At 57.7% G+C, this 19,320-nt stretch carries 13 protein-coding genes; 7 read left to right on the forward strand and 6 right to left on the reverse strand.

What is annotated here, in order from left to right; genetic code table 11:
- Positions 1-9: 9 nt before the first annotated feature.
- From infA to ACCC84_RS01730, 6 genes are all read right to left on the reverse strand, one after another.
- Positions 10-228 carry a translation initiation factor IF-1 gene (gene infA, locus ACCC84_RS01705; RefSeq protein ID WP_002211347.1) on the reverse strand — a complete coding sequence of 73 codons (219 nt, stop codon included), beginning with the start codon at positions 226-228 and terminating at the stop codon, positions 10-12.
- Positions 229-334: 106 nt separating this feature from the next.
- Positions 335-1,060, reverse strand: coding sequence for a leucyl/phenylalanyl-tRNA--protein transferase (aat, locus tag ACCC84_RS01710; protein ID WP_004964997.1), 726 nt, complete (start codon positions 1,058-1,060; stop codon positions 335-337).
- A gap of 30 nt (positions 1,061-1,090) precedes the next feature.
- Entirely contained in the window at positions 1,091-2,812 is a 1,722-nt protein-coding gene (cydC, locus tag ACCC84_RS01715; protein WP_004964994.1) for a heme ABC transporter ATP-binding protein/permease CydC, read from the reverse strand.
- 2 nt (positions 2,813-2,814) lie between these two features.
- Positions 2,815-4,581 carry a heme ABC transporter permease/ATP-binding protein CydD gene (gene cydD / locus ACCC84_RS01720; RefSeq protein WP_004964990.1) on the reverse strand — a complete coding sequence of 589 codons (1,767 nt, stop codon included), beginning with the start codon at positions 4,579-4,581 and terminating at the stop codon, positions 2,815-2,817.
- A 190-nt stretch (positions 4,582-4,771) separates the two neighbouring features.
- Entirely contained in the window at positions 4,772-5,743 is a 972-nt protein-coding gene (gene trxB, locus ACCC84_RS01725; protein ID WP_371901483.1) for a thioredoxin-disulfide reductase, read from the reverse strand.
- 224 nt (positions 5,744-5,967) lie between these two features.
- A complete protein-coding gene (locus tag ACCC84_RS01730) occupies positions 5,968-6,228 on the reverse strand; it encodes a hypothetical protein (protein WP_127913612.1) in 261 nt (86 codons plus the stop codon).
- A gap of 88 nt (positions 6,229-6,316) precedes the next feature.
- On the opposite strand from ACCC84_RS01730, the gene lrp reads away from it, so the two are divergent.
- The 7 genes from lrp (at position 6,317) to dmsA (ending at position 19,315) form a co-directional block, all read left to right on the forward strand.
- Positions 6,317-6,811 carry a leucine-responsive transcriptional regulator Lrp gene (lrp, locus tag ACCC84_RS01735; RefSeq protein WP_004928318.1) on the forward strand — a complete coding sequence of 165 codons (495 nt, stop codon included), beginning with the start codon at positions 6,317-6,319 and terminating at the stop codon, positions 6,809-6,811.
- Positions 6,812-6,931: 120 nt separating this feature from the next.
- The gene (locus ACCC84_RS01740) at positions 6,932-10,498 is read left to right on the forward strand and encodes a DNA translocase FtsK 4TM domain-containing protein (RefSeq protein ID WP_371901484.1); all 3,567 of its coding nucleotides are present in this window, start codon (positions 6,932-6,934) and stop codon (positions 10,496-10,498) included.
- Between the two features lie 192 nt (positions 10,499-10,690).
- Positions 10,691-11,302 carry an outer membrane lipoprotein periplasmic chaperone LolA gene (gene lolA / locus ACCC84_RS01745; RefSeq protein WP_004964982.1) on the forward strand — a complete coding sequence of 204 codons (612 nt, stop codon included), beginning with the start codon at positions 10,691-10,693 and terminating at the stop codon, positions 11,300-11,302.
- Positions 11,303-11,369: 67 nt separating this feature from the next.
- Positions 11,370-12,656: a replication-associated recombination protein A gene (locus ACCC84_RS01750; protein ID WP_004964980.1), complete on the forward strand. Its 1,287-nt coding sequence runs from the start codon at positions 11,370-11,372 to the stop codon at positions 12,654-12,656.
- 109 nt (positions 12,657-12,765) lie between these two features.
- Entirely contained in the window at positions 12,766-14,058 is a 1,293-nt protein-coding gene (gene serS, locus ACCC84_RS01755) for a serine--tRNA ligase (protein WP_198772755.1), read from the forward strand.
- Between the two features lie 268 nt (positions 14,059-14,326).
- Complete coding sequence (gene ynfE / locus ACCC84_RS01760) at positions 14,327-16,777, forward strand: selenate/tellurate reductase subunit YnfE (protein WP_371901485.1); 2,451 nt, start codon at positions 14,327-14,329, stop codon at positions 16,775-16,777.
- Between the two features lie 84 nt (positions 16,778-16,861).
- The gene (dmsA, locus tag ACCC84_RS01765) at positions 16,862-19,315 is read left to right on the forward strand and encodes a dimethylsulfoxide reductase subunit A (RefSeq protein WP_371901486.1); all 2,454 of its coding nucleotides are present in this window, start codon (positions 16,862-16,864) and stop codon (positions 19,313-19,315) included.
- The last annotated feature ends 5 nt before the right edge of the window (positions 19,316-19,320 follow it).

Consider the following 19,320-nt stretch of genomic DNA (forward strand, 5'->3'; position numbering starts at 1 on the left):
GTTAGCCGATTAACGGCTACGGAAGACAATGCGGCCTTTGCTCAGGTCGTACGGGGTCAGCTCTACAGTGACTTTGTCGCCCGTCAGGATGCGGATATAGTTTTTACGCATTTTACCGGAGATATGAGCGGTTACCACGTGCCCGTTTTCCAATTCAACGCGGAACATGGTGTTCGGCAGCGTATCAAGAACGGTGCCCTGCATTTCAATATTGTCTTCTTTGGCCATCGAATCCTCTAGGTGTAACTACCTTAGTTTTTAACCGGCAAGATAATGCCGAAAAACCCACATTATGTAAAGAAGTGTCGGTGAACATTGCACCGTTTCCGCAAAATTAGTTTGTTGGGGAGGGTGGTTCAACCTGCTGTGGGGGTAACGCTTGCGGCATCCAGCACTCCGAGGCTAACGTCCGGCGCTGAAGGTAACTGAGCTGCTGCAAAAATTGGCGGCGAGGGATTTCGCGTGCGCCAAGCCGGGAAGTGTGCGCGTTAAGCACCTGACAGTCAATCAATTCACCGCCGAAAGCTGAAAAATGCTGGCAAAAGGCCATCAATGCGCATTTCGAGGCGTTGTCAGTGCGGCTGAACATCGATTCACCGCAAAACAGCGCGCCCTGCGCCACGCCGTACATGCCGCCGACCAGTTGTTCGCCTTGCCATACCTCAACCGAATGCGCATGGCCGAGCTGGTGCAACTGAAGATAGGCGCGTTGCACTTCCGGGCCGATCCAGGTGCCTTCGAGCGGCCGTTCGGCGCAGGCGGCGATCACGGCGGAAAAATTATGGTTCAGGGTAATGCGAAAAGGGTTGCCGCGCAGGAAGCGCTTGAAACTGCGGCTGAGGTGGCGTTCGTCAGGGAACAGCACCGCGCGCGGATCCGGTGACCACCACAGAATTGCCTCCCCCGGCGAATACCAGGGGAAGATGCCGCGCTGATAGGCCGCCAATAGCCGTGGCGCGCTCAGGTCGCCGCCGATGGCCAACAGCCCGTTGGGATCGCGCAGCGCGGCCTCTGGCGAAGGGAACGCCAGTGAATGCGACGAGAGCTTGACGATACGCATAAATCTCCTTAGCGGCCTGTACAGCGCGAATCAGATACGTTGCCGGAATTGGGCGTAACGACCTTGCAGCCGCAGCAGGGTAGCATGGTTTCCCTGTTCAACAATCTGCCCGCCGTCCATCACGCAGATGCGGTCCATATGCTCCAGACCGTACAGGCGATGGGTGACCAGAATCAGCGTCCTGCCCTGACAATGCAGGCGCAGCAGCGCCAGGATCTGCTGCTCGGTTTCCGCATCCAGGCCCTCGGTCGGCTCATCAAGCAACAGTAACGGCGCCGGATGCAGTAGCGCACGGGCGACGCCCAGACGGCGTTGCTCGCCGCCGGAAAGCTGACGACCGCCTTCGCCCAGCCAGGCGTTCAACCCGTCATTTTCCAACAGTTTTCCCAGACCTACCTGTTCCAGCACCGTTTTCAGCGCGGCATCGTCTGCGTCTGGTGCCGCCAGCAGCAGGTTTTCACGCAGGGTGCTGCTGAATACGTGTACACGCTGGCTGACGACGCTGGTCATGGCGCGCAGCGTGTCTTCAGCGTAGCTGGCCAACGGCTGGCCGTTCAGCAATATTTCACCGCTGTCGGCGTTCCAGGCGCGGGTCAGCAGTTGCAGCAGCGTTGATTTACCACAGCCGGTTCGCCCCAGCAGGGCGATATGCTCGCCGGCTGCCACCTGCAATGCCACGTTACGCAGCACCGGCTGCGGTTGCTGCGGGTAGCTGAAGCAGAGCTGTTGCAGGCTTAGCGCGGCGCTGTCTTTTGCCTGCGGCCCGTGATTTGGGAAAATCACCTCTGGCTGCTGATCGATCAACTGCTTGACGCGGGTGGCGGAAGCGATGACCTGGCCCAGGTGCTGAAAGGCACCGGCCACCGGCATCAACGCTTCAAAACAGGCCAGCGCAGTGAAGACGAACAATGCGATCAGCGCGCCGGGTTGGTTATTGCCGCCCACGCCGTTGGCGGCCAGCCACAGCAGCAGGGTAACGGTCACGCCGCTGGCCAGGATCATCAGCGCCTGCGCCTTGCCGCCCAGCGAGGCCTGCTGCCATTGACGACGTTGCCAATGGCGCTCGGTGGTGGTCAACGCCGCGCGGAAACGCTGCACCGCGCCGAATACCACCAGTTCAGCCTGGCCTTGCAGCCAGGCGGTGAGATCGGTGCGGTACTGGCTGCGCAAGGCGGTCAGTTCACCGCCAATCGGTTTACCGAGGCGATAAAACAGCGGCGGTACCAGTAACAGCAGCAACAGCAGAATGCTACCCAGCGTCAATGCCAGCGCGGGGTCGATAAAACTCAGGCCGAAGGTCACTACGGCGATCACCACCGCGGCGCTTACCAACGGCGAAATCACCCGCAGATACAGATGATCGAGCGTATCAACGTCCGCGACCAGTCGGTTCAGCAGCTCCGCCTGGCGGAAACGGGCCATGCCGCCCGGCGACAGCGGCAGGATCTTTTTAAAGGTGAACACCCGCAGATGCGACAGCACGCGGAAAGTGGCGTCATGGCTGACCAGCCGTTCGGCATAGCGCCCGGCGGTGCGGAAAATCGCCGCGCCGCGCACGCCGGCGGCCGGCAGCATGTAGTTGAACGTATACAGCCCGGCCAGTCCGGCCAGCGCCGAGGCGGCAAGGAACCAGCCGGACAGCGCCAGCAGGCCGATGCTGGCCAGCAGAGTGATGATGGCCAGCAGAATACCCAGCGTCATCAGCAAGGCATGGCGGCGATACAACGCCAGAAACGGCAGCAAAACGCGCATGATTATAGCTCCCCGCTGCGGTGTGCGATCAAGGTGGCAAATAGCCCGGATTGGGCGCCCAGCGTGGCGTAATCGCCTTGCTGGACGATTTGTCCGTTATCCATTACCCAAATTTGGTCGAAGTCTTCGGTATCTTCCAACTGATGGGTGACCAGCAGAGTGGTTTGCCGACGGGAAGCGGCGTTGAGCGCCTGCATCACCAGCCGTTCGCTGTGGGCGTCCAGACTGGCGGCAGGCTCGTCGAGCAATAATAGCTGGCGTGGGCTGATCAACGCCCGCGCTACCGCAACCCGCTGCGCCTGGCCGACCGACAGCCGCGCTGCGCTATCACCCAGAACGGTCTCCAGACCATCAGGCAACTGCGGCAGGAACTCATTGACATAGGCCTGTTCTACCGCCTGTTGCAACTGTTGTTCATCGGCCTGCGCATTGCCCAGCAGGATGTTGTCACGCAGCGTCTGTGCCGGCAGATGAGGATTTTGCCCAACCCAGCCGAGCCGCTGTCGCCAGCCTTCCGCGTTCAGATCGCGCAATTCGATGCCATTGATGCGCAGCGAGCCGCGATAGGGCAGGAAGCCGAGCAGCAGATTCAGCAGCGAACTTTTACCCGCACCGCTCAACCCCACCAGCGCAATACGCTGGTTGGCCGGCAGGGTGAAACTCAATGGCCCGGCCAGCAGCACGCCTTGCGGCGACAGGATTTCCAACTGCTCGGCGGTCAGCGTGAGCGCATCGTGCTCATTCAGCGTCAGCGTGCCGTTGCCGATCCCGTCAGCTTCGGCACTGAGGAAGGTTTCCAGCATTTCAGCGGCCCCTACCGCCTGAGCCTTGGCGTGATAGAACGCGCCCAAATCGCGCAACGGCTGGAAGAATTCCGGCGCCAGAATCAGCACCAGAAAACCGGCAAACAGCGTGACGCCAGTGCCGTAACTGCCAAAGTTCAACTCGCCCAGGTACGAGAAACCAAAATAGACCGCGACCACGGCGATCGACAGCGAAGCGAAAAACTCCAGCACTGCCGAAGAAAGAAAGGCCATGCGCAAAACCTCCATGGTGCGACGACGGAAGTCTTCGGAGGCGCTGGCGATATGGTCGGTTTCTGCCTGCCCGCGGTGGAACAGGCGTAGGGTGTCCAGACCGCGCAGCCGATCGAGGAAATTGCCGCTCAGGCGCGCCAATGCCACGAAGTTGCGGCGGTTGGCGTCGGCGGCGCCCATGCCGACCAACGCCATAAACAGCGGAATCAACGGTGCGGTGACCAGCAGAATCAGCCCGGCGGCCCAGTTGATTGGCAGTACGGTGACTAAAATCAGCAACGGAATGAATACCGCCAGGTACATTTGCGGCAGATAACGCGAATAATAATCCTGCATATCCTCGATTTGCTCGATGATGATCGACGCCCAGCTGCCGGCCGGCTTGCCCTGAACCCATGCGGGCCCTAGCCGTTGGAGTTTGTCCAGCACCTGCTGGCGTAGCCGTTGGCGGATCGCCTGGCCGCAAAGGAAGCCCACGCGTTCGCGCAGCCAGCTCAACAGCGCCCGCAGCGCAAAAGTGGCGACCAGCCAGATAAACCACGGGGTCAGTTGATCGCGTGGCGTGTGTTCGACGATCAGCGCATGAAGCAGGGCGGCCAGGAGCCAGGCCTGTGCGACAATCAATATGCCGCTGAACAATCCGAGTAACATGGAAAGGCGTAACCAACGCTTTGCCAAAGCGCTCTGTGTCTTAAGCCATTGGGTGAGCTGGTGCTGTCTGGTTTTTTTCATCAGGAGTGTCTGCGTCGCCGACGCCTGTGATCACAGGCTTGGTTAACATACTGTTAAAAAAAGTGTTTGCTTCAACCGGAAGCGCACAAGTGAAGGTCAATGTTACCTCGTCACTGCGCAGACTGAAAAGCAATAAGGCGACCAATTGGCCGCCTTATTTGTCAATATCGGTAAGGACTGACTGGAGGGGTTACAGCACTTCAGCCTGAGCGATGCCGTCGAGGTAACGTTCCGCATCCAGTGCCGCCATACAGCCGGTGCCGGCAGAGGTGATCGCCTGGCGGTAGATATGATCCATCACGTCGCCAGCGGCAAACACGCCAGGGATACTGGTTTGGGTGGCATTGCCGTGGATACCGGACTGTACCTTGATGTAGCCGTTTTCCAATTCCAGCTGGCCGCCGAAGATACCGGTGTTAGGGCTGTGGCCGATGGCGATAAACACCCCGGCAACCGCCAGGTCGCTGGTGCGTTCTTCATGCCGGGTGCTGCGAATGCGCACGCCGGTTACGCCCATTTCATCGCCCAGTACTTCGTCCAGAGTATGGTCGGTGTGCAGCACGATGTTGCCGTTGTTGACCTTGTCCATTAACCGGTCAATCAGGATCTTCTCGGAACGGAAACTGTCGCGACGGTGAATCAGATGCACTTCTGCGGCGATGTTGGACAAATACAGCGCTTCTTCCACGGCGGTATTGCCGCCGCCGACCACCGCCACTTTCTGGTTACGATAGAAGAAACCGTCACAGGTGGCGCAGGCGGAAACCCCTTTACCCTTGAATGCCTCTTCGGTTGGCAGACCGAGGTAGCGGGCGGAAGCGCCGGTAGCGATGATCAGCGCGTCGCAGGTGTATTCACCGCTGTCGCCAACCAGGCGGAATGGACGGTTCTGCAACTCCACGCTGTTGATATGATCAAAAATGATTTCGGTCTGGAATTTTTCTGCGTGCTCGCGCATGCGTTCCATCAGCACGGGGCCTGTCAGGCCTTCCGCGTCGCCCGGCCAGTTCTCCACTTCGGTGGTGGTGGTCAGTTGACCGCCCTGTTCCATGCCGGTAATCAACACCGGATTCAGGTTTGCGCGTGCCGCATACACTGCCGCGGTGTAGCCCGCTGGGCCAGAGCCCAAAATCAATAACTTGCTATGTTTAGCCGTGCCCATGAATAACCTCTTTTCCCACAATGGCGGACAATGAAACCGATTGTAGGGAAAATGCGACAGTAAAAAAAGCACCAGCGGATGTTGTTAACGATTTGTTTGATAGCTATTGCCTATTAATTAATAAGTTGCCAGCGAGGGCAGAGCAAAATACAGCAATTTAATTTATATGAGCCACTGCGGAAAGAATAAACGGCAATGAATGAAAATTCACATTTTTGCCGGGTTTATGCCGCTATCTGCCACGCTTTTTCCACCAGCGATTCATAACCAAAAATGGGGCGCTGACTTTTCTTAACGGTACGTTCTTCTGATTTTGCTTCTTTTACTTTGACAATCCGCTGCGCATTTGCGAAAACATCATAGGAAGAAGAAATTATCCCCGCGCACAGGGTTTGACAGACAGGCTGTGCAACGGGAAAAGAGGGTAGTGAAGAAGCACTAACGCAGTCGGTTTCCAGTCGAAATCGGCGGCAAACAACAGGCATCGGGTCTTCGCTTGGAACGAGCCCTTAACACATTGACGTTGGCTAGGGTGTGGCAAGTGCAGGGAAGAAAATAAGAGAGACAATAAGAATGGCAGACAATAAGAAACGCCCGGGTAAAGATCTCGACCGTATCGATCGCAACATCCTGAATGAACTGCAAAAGGATGGCCGCATTTCGAACGTTGAGCTTTCAAAGCGCGTGGGGTTATCCCCAACGCCGTGTTTGGAACGTGTGCGTCGCCTCGAGCGTCAGGGTTTCATTCATGGTTATACCGCATTGCTTAATCCGCATTATCTGGATGCATCGCTGCTGGTTTTTGTAGAAATCACCTTGAACCGTGGCGCGCCAGACGTATTTGAGCAATTCAATTCGGCAGTACAGAAGCTTGAAGAGATTCAGGAGTGTCATCTGGTGTCCGGCGATTTCGACTATCTGTTGAAAACCCGCGTACCGGATATGTCGGCTTACCGTAAACTGCTCGGCGAAACGCTGCTGCGTCTGCCGGGGGTAAATGACACCCGTACCTACGTGGTTATGGAAGAAGTGAAACAGAGTAACCGTCTGGTTATCAAAACACGGTAAGGTGCAGGTGCAAAACCTGATAAAATTCGTTACACTCCTGTTTATTCATACAGTTTCGGCGCCGGGGAAGCTTCTCGGCGCTGTTACGTTATCCGCTAACAGGAACCTGGAGAGCCTTTCTTGAGCCAGGAATACACAGAAGATAAAGAAGTTACCCTAAAGAAACTCAGCAGTGGCCGCCGGTTGCTGGAAGCTGTGTTGATTGTGGTAGCGATTTTTGCCGTTTACCTCATGGCTGCGCTGGTCAGTTTCAATCCATCTGATCCGAGCTGGTCACAGACCGCATGGCATGAGCCGATTCATAATCTGGGCGGTGGCGTAGGGGCCTGGTTGGCCGATACACTGTTCTTCACCTTCGGGGTGCTCGCCTACGCGATACCACCGATCATGGTCATCCTGTGCTGGGTCGCTTATCGCCAGCGCGACAGCGGTGACTATATCGACTATTTTGCGCTGTCACTGCGCCTGATCGGCACATTGGCGCTGGTACTCACCTCGTGTGGGCTGGCGGCGCTTAACGTCGATGACCTCTATTACTTCGCTTCCGGCGGCGTGATCGGCAGTCTGCTGAGCAACGCCATGCTCCCGTGGTTCAATGGCATTGGCGCTACTCTGGCTCTGCTGTGCATATGGGCGGCCGGTCTGACGTTGTTCACCGGCTGGTCCTGGCTGGTGATCGCCGAAAAGATCGGCGGTGCGGTGCTGGGCGTGGCGACCTTTATGACCAACCGTTCGCGCCGTGACGAGAGTTATCATGACGATGACTCTCGTTATATCGATGAGCCGGAATCTGCAGGCCATACAACTGCGCCCACGCTTGCCGCGACTGCCGCCAGCGATAACGACGACGTGCTGTTCTCTGCGCCTTCCGTAACCGAAAGCGCACAGCAGGCGGCCGACCCGCTCGATACTCTGCGTGCCACCGACGATGAGCACACCGGCGTTGACCAGGTGGTGCCTGAGGCTGCGACCACGGCAGCGGCCTCGCCAGCGGTGCCGGCTGCTGCAGCGGTGCCAACGGCTGCGGTGACCGCTGCGCCACAGGCGCCGACGTCGGTCAGCCAGCAGCCAATGAGCGCTCAGCCGGATAACGCGCTGCCGCCGTTGTATTCTTTTGAAATCCCGGAAGAAACGCCAACGCCGAAAACGCCGCATCAGGTTGATCCCTATCAGGATGCCGATGAGCCGCCCCTGGGCGACTGGCAAACTGCGCCGGCCACGCCGCATGAATCATCGCCGTTTGATTTCTCTGCGGCGCAGCGCGCCAGCAGCGAGGTTGAGGTAGGCAACGGCTTTGCCGCCGCAGACGCCGCCTCGCCGGTTGACGGCAAACCACAGGTTGACGCCGCGGCTGCAGCCAGCGTTGCCGCTGCAGCCGCCAATACCTTTATGCCGGCATTCAGCGCCACCAGCGACGCCGGTGCACAGGTAAAACAGGGGATCGGCCCTGAACTGCCTCGGCCAAACCCGGTACGCATCCCGACGCGTCGCGAACTGGCTTCCTACGGCATCAAGCTGCCTTCGCAGCGTATGGCCGAACAGGAACAGCGCAGCCGCGACGAAGCGCCACAGCCTGCCGCCAGCACCAACCCGCAAGACGATGAGGCGCTGCAAGAGGCCGCACTGCGTCAGGCATTCGCCGAGCAACAAAGCCAGCGCTATGGCGAGCAACTTCCGCAGGATGATGAAGAGGCGTTGCAAGAGGCCGCGCTGCGTCAGGCATTTGCCGAACAGCAGCAGGCACGTTACGCCGAAACGTCGCAGCCGCAAGCCGAGCCAACATCACGCTCGGTTGATACCAGCAATGCGTTCAGCTTCTCGCCGATCGACGATCTGGTTGATGATGGTCCAAGCGAGCCGCTGTTTACCCTTTCACCGCAGGCGGAAGCGGCGCAGCCCGAGCAGCAACCTCATCAGGCTTCGCCGCAACAACCGGCGCAGCCAGCTTATCAACAGCCGCAACAGCAGGCCTACCAGCCGCCGGAACAGCCGCCACATTACGGGCAGCAACAACCGCAATCGCCAGCTTATCAGGCTCAGCCGCAGCAACCGGTGCAGCCAGCTTATCAGCAACAGCAACAGCAGGTTCAGCAGCAGGCCTATCAGCCGCCGTCGCAACCTGCCGCGCCGCGGCCGCCAGCGATGGATAGCCTGATCCACCCGTTCCTGATGCGCAACGACCAACCGTTGCAAAAGCCTACCACGCCGTTGCCAACGCTGGATCTGCTGACCGAGGCGCCAAAAGAAGTCGAGCCGGTGGATTCGTTCGCACTCGAGCAAAAGGCGCGCCTGGTTGAAGCCAGCCTGGCGGATTACCGTGTGAAGGCTGACGTGGTCGATATTCTACCGGGGCCGGTAATTACCCGTTTTGAACTGGATTTGGCGCCAGGGGTGAAGGCTGCACGCATCTCCAACCTGTCGCGCGACCTGGCACGCTCCCTGTCGACGCCGGCAGTCCGCGTGGTGGAAGTCATCCCCGGCAAGCCTTATGTTGGTCTGGAACTGCCGAACGCCAAACGCCAAACGGTATATCTGCGTGAAGTGCTCGATTGTCCGGCGTTCCGTGATAATCCGTCGCCGCTGTCAATCGTACTGGGCAAGGATATTTCCGGCGAGCCGGTGGTGGCGGATCTGGGCAAAATGCCTCACCTGCTGGTGGCCGGTACGACCGGCTCCGGTAAGTCGGTGGGCGTTAACGCCATGATCCTCAGTATCCTGTATAAAGCCACGCCGAAGGAAGTGCGCTTTATCATGATCGACCCGAAAATGCTTGAACTGTCGGTCTATGAAGGTATTCCGCATCTGTTGACCGACGTGGTTACCGACATGAAGGACGCCGCCAATGCCTTGCGCTGGTGTGTCGCCGAAATGGAGCGTCGTTACAAGCTGATGTCCGCACTGGGCGTGCGAAATATCGCCGGCTACAACGAGCGCGTCGATCAGGCCGAAGCCATGGGGCGGCCAATCCCGGATCCATTCTGGAAGCCGAGCGACAGCATGGACATCACGCCGCCGGTATTGGAAAAAGAACCGTACATCGTGGTGATGGTCGACGAATTCGCCGATCTGATCATGACGGTCGGCAAGAAGGTCGAAGAGCTGATTGCCCGCCTGGCGCAGAAAGCGCGTGCGGCCGGTATTCACCTGGTACTGGCGACCCAGCGTCCTTCGGTGGACGTTATTACCGGGTTGATCAAAGCCAACATTCCAACGCGTATCGCCTTTACCGTGTCGAGCAAGATTGACTCACGCACCATTCTCGATCAGGGCGGTGCCGAATCCTTGCTGGGGATGGGTGACATGCTGTACCTGGCGCCCAACTCTTCCATTCCGGTACGTGTGCACGGCGCCTTTGTGCGCGATCAGGAAGTGCATGCGGTGGTCAAGGATTGGAAAGCGCGTGAGCGGCCCCAATATAAAGAAGGTATCCTCAGCGCCGGTGACGATGGCGAAGGCGGTGCCGGGGGCGGGATCGACGGTGATGAGGAGCTGGATCCGCTGTTTGATCAGGCGGTGGAGTTTGTGGTCGACAAACGTCGCGCCTCTATCTCCGGCGTACAGCGCCAGTTCCGTATTGGTTATAACCGCGCGGCGCGTATCATCGAACAGATGGAAGCGCAGGGCATTGTCAGCGAGCAGGGCCACAACGGCAACCGTGAGGTGCTGGCACCGCCGCGGCATGAATGATTGCTGACCGATCGTTGAAACTCATAAAGGGCCGCTCTGCGGCCCTTGTGCAAAGAAGCGTAAAACCGCGCCTTCTCGGAATATTGGCCGTTTTGCCGCCCGCAGGCATTCGGTAAAGTGGGGGCGTTACGGGTCATTTGATCCGCATGGGCTTGCCCTGCGGTAAACGCATTGAATAAGGTATCTGGAATAATGAAAAAACTGTTAGTTGCCTGTTGTCTGCTGTCCGGGTTCGCTTCTACTTCTGTGCTGGCCGATGCCGCACAGGATCTGCAGACTCGCCTGGCGAAAGTGAACAGTTTCCACGCCAGCTTTACCCAGACCGTGACCGGCGGCGATGGTTCGGCGGTGCAGCAGGGTGAGGGCGAACTCTGGGTCAAGCGTCCCAATCTGTTTAACTGGCACATGACCTCGCCGGACGAAAGCGTGCTGGTTTCCGACGGTGAAACGCTGTGGTTCTATAATCCCTTTGTCGAGCAGGTTACGGCAACCTGGCTGAAAAGCGCCACCGGTAATACGCCGTTCATGCTGATCACCCGCAACAGCCCGAGTGACTGGAAGCAGTACAACATCAAACAGAAAGGCGATGATTTTGAACTGACGCCAAAGTCCAGCAGCGGCAACCTGAAGCAGTTTGCGATTTCTGTGACCAATAGCGGGACCATCAAGAGCTTTGCGGCGGTAGAACAAGACGGCCAGCGTAGCGCTTATGCCTTGAAAAGCCAGCAGAACACCACAGTTGACGCCGGCAAATTCAAATTTACCCCGCCAAAGGGGGTGACGCTGGACGACCAGCGCCAGTGAGGTTTGCGTGAGTAATAATCTGTCGCTCGATTTTTCCCACAATGAATTCCAACCGTTGGCTGCGCGTATGCGGCCAACAACGTTGGCGCAGTACATCGGTCAGCAACATCTGCTGGCGCCGGGCAAACCGTTGCCGCGGGCCATTGAGGCCGGGCAGTTGCATTCGATGATTCTATGGGGGCCGCCGGGCACCGGGAAAACCACGTTGGCAGAACTGATAGGCCGTTATGGTCAGGCCGACGTAGAGCGTATTTCTGCCGTTACCTCCGGCATCAAGGAGATCCGCGAGGCAATCGAGCGTGCACGGCAGAACCGCGATGCGGGGCGCCGCACCATTTTGTTCGTCGACGAAGTACACCGTTTCAACAAGAGTCAACAGGATGCCTTCCTGCCGCACATTGAAGACGGCACCATCACCTTTATCGGCGCCACCACGGAGAACCCGTCCTTCGAATTGAATTCGGCATTATTGTCGCGTGCGCGCGTCTACTTGCTGAAAGCGCTGACCGCTGATGACATCAGCCAGGTGCTGGACCAGGCGATGAACGACAGTAGCCGCGGCTTTGGCGGCCAGAATATCGTATTGCCTGAAGAGACGCGGCGCATGCTGTCGGAACTGGTCGGTGGCGATGCACGCCGTGCGCTCAACAGTCTGGAAATGATGGCAGACATGGCGGAGGTCGACGATCGCGGCCAGCGGGTGCTGACGGCGGCACTGTTGAAAGAGGTTTCCGGTGAACGCAGCGCGCGCTTTGATAATAAAGGCGACCGCTATTACGATCTGATTTCCGCCCTGCACAAATCGGTGCGCGGCTCGGCGCCGGACGCTGCTCTGTACTGGTATGCGCGCATCATTACCGCCGGCGGCGATCCGCTCTATGTGGCGCGCCGCCTGCTGGCGATTGCCTCGGAAGACGTCGGCAACGCCGATCCTCGCGGCATGCAGGTGGCGATTGCCGCCTGGGATTGCTTTACCCGCGTCGGCCCGGCCGAAGGCGAGCGGGCGATAGCGCAGGCCATCGTCTATCTGGCCTGCGCACCGAAAAGCAACGCGGTATATACCGCCTTCAAGGCGGCAATGCGCGATGCCAAAGAGATGGCCGACTACGATGTGCCGGAACACCTGCGCAACGCGCCAACCAAGCTGATGAAAGAAATGGGCCTGGGTGCGGAATACCGCTATGCGCACGATGAACCCAACGCGTACGCTGCCGGCGAGAACTATTTCCCGCCTGAAATGGCCAATACGCGCTACTATCAACCGACCGCGCGCGGTCTGGAAGGTAAAATCGGTGAAAAGTTGGCATGGCTCGCTGAGCAGGATCAAAATAGCCAGACAAAACGCTACCGCTAGCGTTGCCGTTGCGGTAAGGTTAGCAGGTATCACTCTTCCTTTATGCGGCTTTTCATTAGCGGCATAGAACGACAAATTTTCTTTCAATAACAACAAGCACAGGATTAGCATGCTCGATCCCAATCTGCTGCGTAACGAGCTAGACGCAGTCGCCGAAAAACTGGCTCGCCGAGGCTTTAAACTCGATCTGGATCTGCTGCGTTCACAAGAAGAACGCCGTAAAGTGTTGCAGGTAGCAACCGAAACGCTGCAAGCAGAACGTAACTCCCGATCGAAATCCATCGGCGCGGCAAAAGCGCGCGGGGAAGACATTGAGCCGCTGCGTCGCGAAGTTAACGATCTGGGTGAAAAGCTGGATGCCGCCAAGGCGGAGCTGGACAAGCTGCAAAGCGAAATCCGCGACTACGCGCTGGCGTTGCCAAATCTGCCGGATGATTCTGTGCCGAACGGCAAAGACGAGAGCGAAAACCAGGAAGTCAGCCGCTGGGGCGAACCGCGTCAGTATGATTTCAGCGTGCGCGATCACGTCGAGCTTGGCGAAATGGCCGGCGGTCTGGATTTTGCCTCGGCGGTCAAGCTGACCGGTGCACGCTTTGTGGTGATGAAAGGGCAGATAGCCCGCATGCACCGTGCGCTGGCGCAGTTTATGCTGGATCTGCACACCGAACAGCATGGTTACCTGGAAACCTACGTACCGTATCTGGTCAACCACGCGACGCTGTACGGTACCGGGCAACTGCCGAAGTTTGGTGAAGATCTGTTCCACACCAAGCCGCTGGAAGAAGAATCCGACAGCAGCAACTATGCGCTGATCCCGACCGCAGAAGTGCCGTTGACCAACCTAGTGCGCGACGAAATTCTGGAAGAAGAATCCCTGCCGTTGAAAATGACCGCGCATACGCCTTGCTTCCGTTCCGAAGCTGGCTCCTATGGGCGTGATACCCGAGGGCTGATCCGCATGCACCAGTTCGACAAAGTCGAGATGGTGCAGATTGTACGTCCGGAAGATTCGATGGATGCGCTGGAAGAACTGACCGGTCATGCCGAGAAAGTGTTGCAGCTGTTGAACCTGCCATACCGCAAGGTGCTGCTGTGCACCGGTGACATGGGCTTTGGTTCCAGCAAAACCTACGATTTGGAAGTATGGCTGCCGGCGCAAAATACCTACCGTGAGATCTCCTCATGTTCCAATATGTGGGATTTCCAGGCGCGTCGCATGCAGGCTCGCTGCCGTAATAAAACCGAGAAAAAGCCGCGACTGGTGCATACCCTGAACGGTTCCGGTTTGGCGGTTGGCCGCACCCTGGTGGCAGTGCTGGAAAACTATCAGCAAGCCGATGGCCGTATCCAGGTGCCTGACGTATTGCGTCAGTACATGGGCGGTCTGGAATACATCGGTTAACAAACCATCGATCTCACTGAAAGCGCCTTAGGGCGCTTTTTTTTTCACTCGGCGCTGGCGGCTTGGGTAAAAGTCCTACTGCCGGAAAAACTTTCCCGCTTTATTGATAGCAGACAAAGTTTGCTACTCATTTCTGGGTAATATCCCTCACTATGGAGGGGTTATTTCGTTGCCATAAAATCACAAACGCATCCTCTGCACTCCTCCAGCCATCTGTGCATCACCAGACATGGTATTCCCAGGATTGGGATAAATTTGGAGTGAGCGTATGTCGGAAACTACAACGAGCGTGCTGACCAGGGAAATCAGTCGTCGGAGCTTGGTGAAAACCGGCTCGATGGCAGGACTGGCACTGGCTGCCAGTGGCATATCATTGCCATTTAGTCGTCGGGTGCTGGCGGAAGCGGTCAGTCATGCTGCGGCTAAAACCGCCGAGGATAAAGTGGTGTGGGGGGCGTGTTCGGTTAACTGCGGCAGCCGCTGCGCGCTACGCCTGCATGTGCGTGACGACGAAGTCTACTGGGTGGAAACGGATAATACCGGCACCGACAGTTATGGTGATCATCAGGTTAGAGCCTGTTTGCGTGGACGTTCCATTCGGCGTCGCATTAACCACCCTGAACGACTCAACTATCCGATGAAGCGCGTCGGCAAACGCGGCGAAGGCAAATTCAAACGCATCAGTTGGGAGCAGGCTTACAGCGAGATTGTCAGCAACCTGCAACGCATCGTTGCCAACTATGGCAACAAAGCGGTTTACATCAATTACACCTCCGGCATCGTCGGCGGCAATATCACCCGCTCGTCTCCCTACGCCTCGCTGGTGGCACGCCTGATGAACTGTTACGGCGGTTTTCTCGGTCATTACGGCACCTACAGCACCGCACAGATTGCCTGTGCCATGCCGTATACCTACGGCAGCAACCAGGGCAACAGCACCTCGGACATTGAAAACAGCAAGTTGGTGGTGCTGTTCGGCAATAATCCGGCCGAAACCCGAATGAGCGGCGGTGGCATTACCTATTATCTGGAACAGGCGCGTGAACGCTCTAATGCGCGGATGATCGTTATAGATCCCCGCTATACCGATACCGCCGCGGGCCGCGAAGATGAGTGGATCCCGATCCGTCCGGGTACCGACGCCGCATTGGTCGCCGGCATGGCACACGTGTTGATCGCCGAAAACCTGGTCGATCAGCCGTTTCTGGATAAATACTGCGTTGGCTATGATGAAAAGACCTTGCCCGCCGGTGCGCCGGCCAACGGTCATTACAAGGCATACATCCTTGGTCAGGGGGATGACGGTATCGAAAAAACCCCGGCCTGGGCAGCAGGCATCACCGGTATTCCTGCTGAACGCATCATCAAGCTGGCGCGTGAGATCGGCAGCGCCAAACCGGCTTATATCTCTCAGGGCTGGGGGCCACAGCGCCAGGCCAACGGCGAGTTGACCGCGCGGGCCATCGCCATGCTGCCTATTTTGACCGGTAACGTCGGCATTAACGGCGGCAATAGCGGCGCGCGCGAGTCCACCTATACCATCACTATCGAACGTATGCCGGTATTGGAAAATCCGGTTAAGACGCAAATATCCTGCTTTAGCTGGACCGATGCCATCATGCGTGGGCCGGAGATGACCGCCACAGCTGACGGTGTGCGCGGTGAGGATAAACTGGGGGTACCGATCAAGTTCATCTGGAACTATGCCGGCAACACTCTCACCAACCAGCATTCGGACATCAATAAAACCCATGACATTTTGCAGGATGACAGCCGGTGCGAAATGATTGTGGTGCTGGAAAACTTTATGACCGATTCGGCGAAATATGCCGATATTCTGCTGCCTGATCTGATGACCGTCGAACAGGAAGACATCATTCCCAACGACTATGCCGGCAATATGGGATATCTGATATTCATTCAGCCCGCCACCTCCGCCAAGTTTGAACGCCAGCCAATTTATACCGTGATGAGTGAAATAGCGCGTCGTCTGGGGCCGGAGGTGCATCAGAAATTCACCGAAGGACGCACGCAGGAGCAATGGCTACGCTACCTGTACGCCAAAATGCAGGCGCGCGATCCGCAACTGCCGTCCTATGAAGCGCTGCGCGAGATGGGGATTTATAAGCGCAAAGATCCGGCTGGCCATTTTGTTGCCTATCAGCAGTTCCGCCAGGATCCGCAGGCTCATCCACTCAATACACCTTCCGGCAAGATTGAAATCTATTCCGCCCGGCTGGCCGAAATTGCCGGCAGCTGGCAACTGCAACCCGACGAAACCATCAGCCCGTTGCCGGTTTACGCTTCAACCTTTGAAGGCTGGGACGATCCGCTGCGCCAAGAGTATCCGCTGCAAATGTTTGGTTTTCACTATAAGGCGCGTACCCATTCGACCTATGCCAACATCGATGTACTACAGGCCGCCTGCCGGCAGGAGGTGTGGATCAATCCCCTGGATGCGCAAGCGCGTAATATCGCGCAAGGCGACAGGGTGCGGGTATTCAACCCGCGCGGCGAGATACGCGTGGCCGCCAAAGTAACGCCGCGCATCATGCCTGGGGTGGTTGCCATGGGACAGGGGGCCTGGCATCAGGCCAACATGAAAGGCGATCGTATCGATCATGGCGCCTGTATGAACACCCTGACCACTCACCGGCCTTCACCATTGGCAAAAGGCAATCCGCAGCATACCAATCTGATTCAAATCGAGAAGCTGTAACCGCGGGCTGACGCCCGTTTTTACCATTTTTGTTGCCGCAGCTTGGCAGTGCGGCGAATTGAAGCAACCCAGAGCGATATCATTATGAGTGAAAAAGAAACGCCAGTCCGGTCCGGTTTTGCGTGTACCAGGCGCAAATTGGTTAAGAATACCGCCATTGGCAGTCTGGCGCTGATGGCTGGCGGCATTTCATTGCCGTTTACCCGACGGGCGGTGGCGCAGGATGCTACGAACGCGCCGACAACGTCTCAACCCGAGAAGAAGATTGTCTGGAGCGCCTGCACGGTTAACTGTGGCAGCCGTTGCCCGCTGCGCATGCATGTGGCGGACGGTGAAATTTGTTACGTCGAAACCGATAATACCGGCAGCGATGACGATGAAGGTCTGCATCAGGTGCGCGCCTGTCTGCGCGGTCGGTCGATGCGGCGTCGGGTGTATAACCCGGACCGACTGAAGTATCCGATGCTGCGGGTCGGCAAGCGCGGAGAGGGTAAATTCAAGCGCATCAGTTGGGAGGAGGCCTTCGCACGCGTTAGCGACAACCTGCAGCGAATTATCCGCGATTACGGCAACGAAGCGATTTACCTTAATTATGGCACCGGCACCCTGGGTGGCACCATGACCCGTTCATGGCCGCCTGGCGCGACGCTGATCGCCCGCCTGATGAATTGCTGCGGAGGTTATTTAAATCACTATGGCGATTACAGTTCGGCGCAGATTGCCGCAGGTCTCAACTACACCTACGGCGGTTGGGCCGACGGTAATAGCCCGACCGACATAGAAAACAGCAAACTGGTAGTGATGTTCGGCAATAATCCCGGCGAAACCCGAATGAGCGGCGGTGGGGTGACTTATCTGCTGGAGCAGGCGCGTGAACGCTCTAATGCGCGGATGATTGTCATTGATCCCCGTTATACCGATACCGCCGCGGGTCGAGAGGATGAGTGGATCCCGATCCGGCCGGGAACTGATGCGGCACTGGTCGCCGGTATGGCCCACGTGTTGATCGCCGAAAACCTGGTCGACCAGCCGTTTCTGGACAAATACTGCGTTGGCTATGATGAAAGAACCTTGCCCGCCGGCGCGCCGGCCAATGGTCATTACAAGGCTTACATTCTGGGTCAGGGTGACGACGGCATCGAGAAAACCCCTGCCTGGGCAGAAAAGATCACCGGTATTCCGGCTGCGCGCATCATCAAGCTGGCGCGCGAGATCGGCAGCAGCAAACCGGCCTATATCTGTCAGGGCTGGGGACCGCAGCGCCATGCCAACGGAGAAATCACCACACGCGCCATCGCCATGCTGGCGATCCTGACCGGCAACGTGGGCATTAACGGCGGCAATAGCGGTGCGCGGGAAGGGTCGTACAGCCTGCCGTTTGTCCGTATGCCGACGCTGGAAAACCCGGTAAAAACCAGCATTTCGATGTTCTTGTGGACCGATGCTATCTGGCGTGGCCCGGAAATGACCGCCAAACGCGATGGCGTACGCGGCAAGGACAAGCTGGATGTGCCGATCAAGTTTATCTGGAACTACGCCGGTAACTGCCTGATCAATCAGCACTCGGATATTAACCGTACCCATGACATTTTGCAGGATGAACAGCAGTGCGAAATGATCGTAGTGATTGATAACCATATGACCTCCTCGGCGAAATATGCCGATCTGATCCTGCCGGATTGTACCGCGTCAGAACAGATGGACTTCTGCCTGGATGCCTCCAGCGGCAATATGGGGTATGTGATTTTTGCCAATCAGGCGATCAAACCGCGTTTCGAATGCAAGACCATTTATGACATGACCAGCGAAATCGCCCGACGCATGGGGGTTGAGCAACAATTTACCGAAGGCCGCAGCCAGGAACAGTGGCTGCGTCATCTGTATCAACAATCGCGCGACAGGATCCCGGGGCTGCCGAGCTTTGAACAGTTCCTGGCCCAGGGCATTTACAAGCAACGCGATCCGGACGGTCATCATGTCGCCTACCGCGCTTTCCGTGCCGATCCGCAGGCCAATCCGCTGACCACGCCGTCGGGCAAGATCGAAATCTACTCTGCGGCACTGGCCGACCTGGCAGCAAACTGGGAGTTGGCCAAGGACGACGTGATTCATCCCTTACCGGTCTACGCCGCCGGATTCGAGAATTACGACGATCCGTTGGCCGGCCAATATCCGCTGCAATTGACCGGTTTTCACTACAAGGCGCGCACCCATTCCACCTATGGCAATGTCGACGTACTGCAAGCGGCCTGCCGCCAGGAAATGTGGATCAACCCGCTGGATGCCAAACAACGTGGCATCAACCACGGCGATCTGATTCGGGTGTTCAACCAGCGTGGCGAAGTGCGGATTAATGCCAAAGTCACGCCGCGTATGCGGCCGGGCGTGGTGGCGCTGGGCGAGGGTGCCTGGTATTCCCCGGATGGCAGCCGTATCGATCACGCCGGCAGCATTAACGTACTGACCAGTCAGCGGCCATCGCCACTGGCGAAGGGTAACCCGTCTCATACCAACCTGGTACAGGTTGCCAAGGTTTAAGGAGT

The organism is Serratia odorifera (assembly GCF_041448735.1).
Lineage (GTDB): Bacteria > Pseudomonadota > Gammaproteobacteria > Enterobacterales > Enterobacteriaceae > Serratia_F > Serratia_F odorifera.

What these genes read in the sequence shown, in the direction of transcription:
- ACCC84_RS01730 (WP_127913612.1), bottom strand. Translation starts at nt 6,228, where the DNA reads ATGCCTGTTGTTTGCCGCCGATTTCGACTGGAAACCGACTGCGTTAGT.
- cydD (WP_004964990.1), bottom strand. Translation starts at nt 4,581, where the DNA reads ATGAAAAAAACCAGACAGCACCAGCTCACCCAATGGCTTAAGACACAG.
- aat (WP_004964997.1), bottom strand. Translation starts at nt 1,060, where the DNA reads ATGCGTATCGTCAAGCTCTCGTCGCATTCACTGGCGTTCCCTTCGCCA.
- cydC (WP_004964994.1), bottom strand. Translation starts at nt 2,812, where the DNA reads ATGCGCGTTTTGCTGCCGTTTCTGGCGTTGTATCGCCGCCATGCCTTG.
- ynfE (WP_371901485.1), top strand. Translation starts at nt 14,327, where the DNA reads ATGTCGGAAACTACAACGAGCGTGCTGACCAGGGAAATCAGTCGTCGG.
- dmsA (WP_371901486.1), top strand. Translation starts at nt 16,862, where the DNA reads ATGAGTGAAAAAGAAACGCCAGTCCGGTCCGGTTTTGCGTGTACCAGG.
- infA (WP_002211347.1), bottom strand. Translation starts at nt 228, where the DNA reads ATGGCCAAAGAAGACAATATTGAAATGCAGGGCACCGTTCTTGATACG.
- trxB (WP_371901483.1), bottom strand. Translation starts at nt 5,743, where the DNA reads ATGGGCACGGCTAAACATAGCAAGTTATTGATTTTGGGCTCTGGCCCA.
- ACCC84_RS01750 (WP_004964980.1), top strand. Translation starts at nt 11,370, where the DNA reads ATGCGGCCAACAACGTTGGCGCAGTACATCGGTCAGCAACATCTGCTG.
- lolA (WP_004964982.1), top strand. Translation starts at nt 10,691, where the DNA reads ATGAAAAAACTGTTAGTTGCCTGTTGTCTGCTGTCCGGGTTCGCTTCT.
- lrp (WP_004928318.1), top strand. Translation starts at nt 6,317, where the DNA reads ATGGCAGACAATAAGAAACGCCCGGGTAAAGATCTCGACCGTATCGAT.
- serS (WP_198772755.1), top strand. Translation starts at nt 12,766, where the DNA reads ATGCTCGATCCCAATCTGCTGCGTAACGAGCTAGACGCAGTCGCCGAA.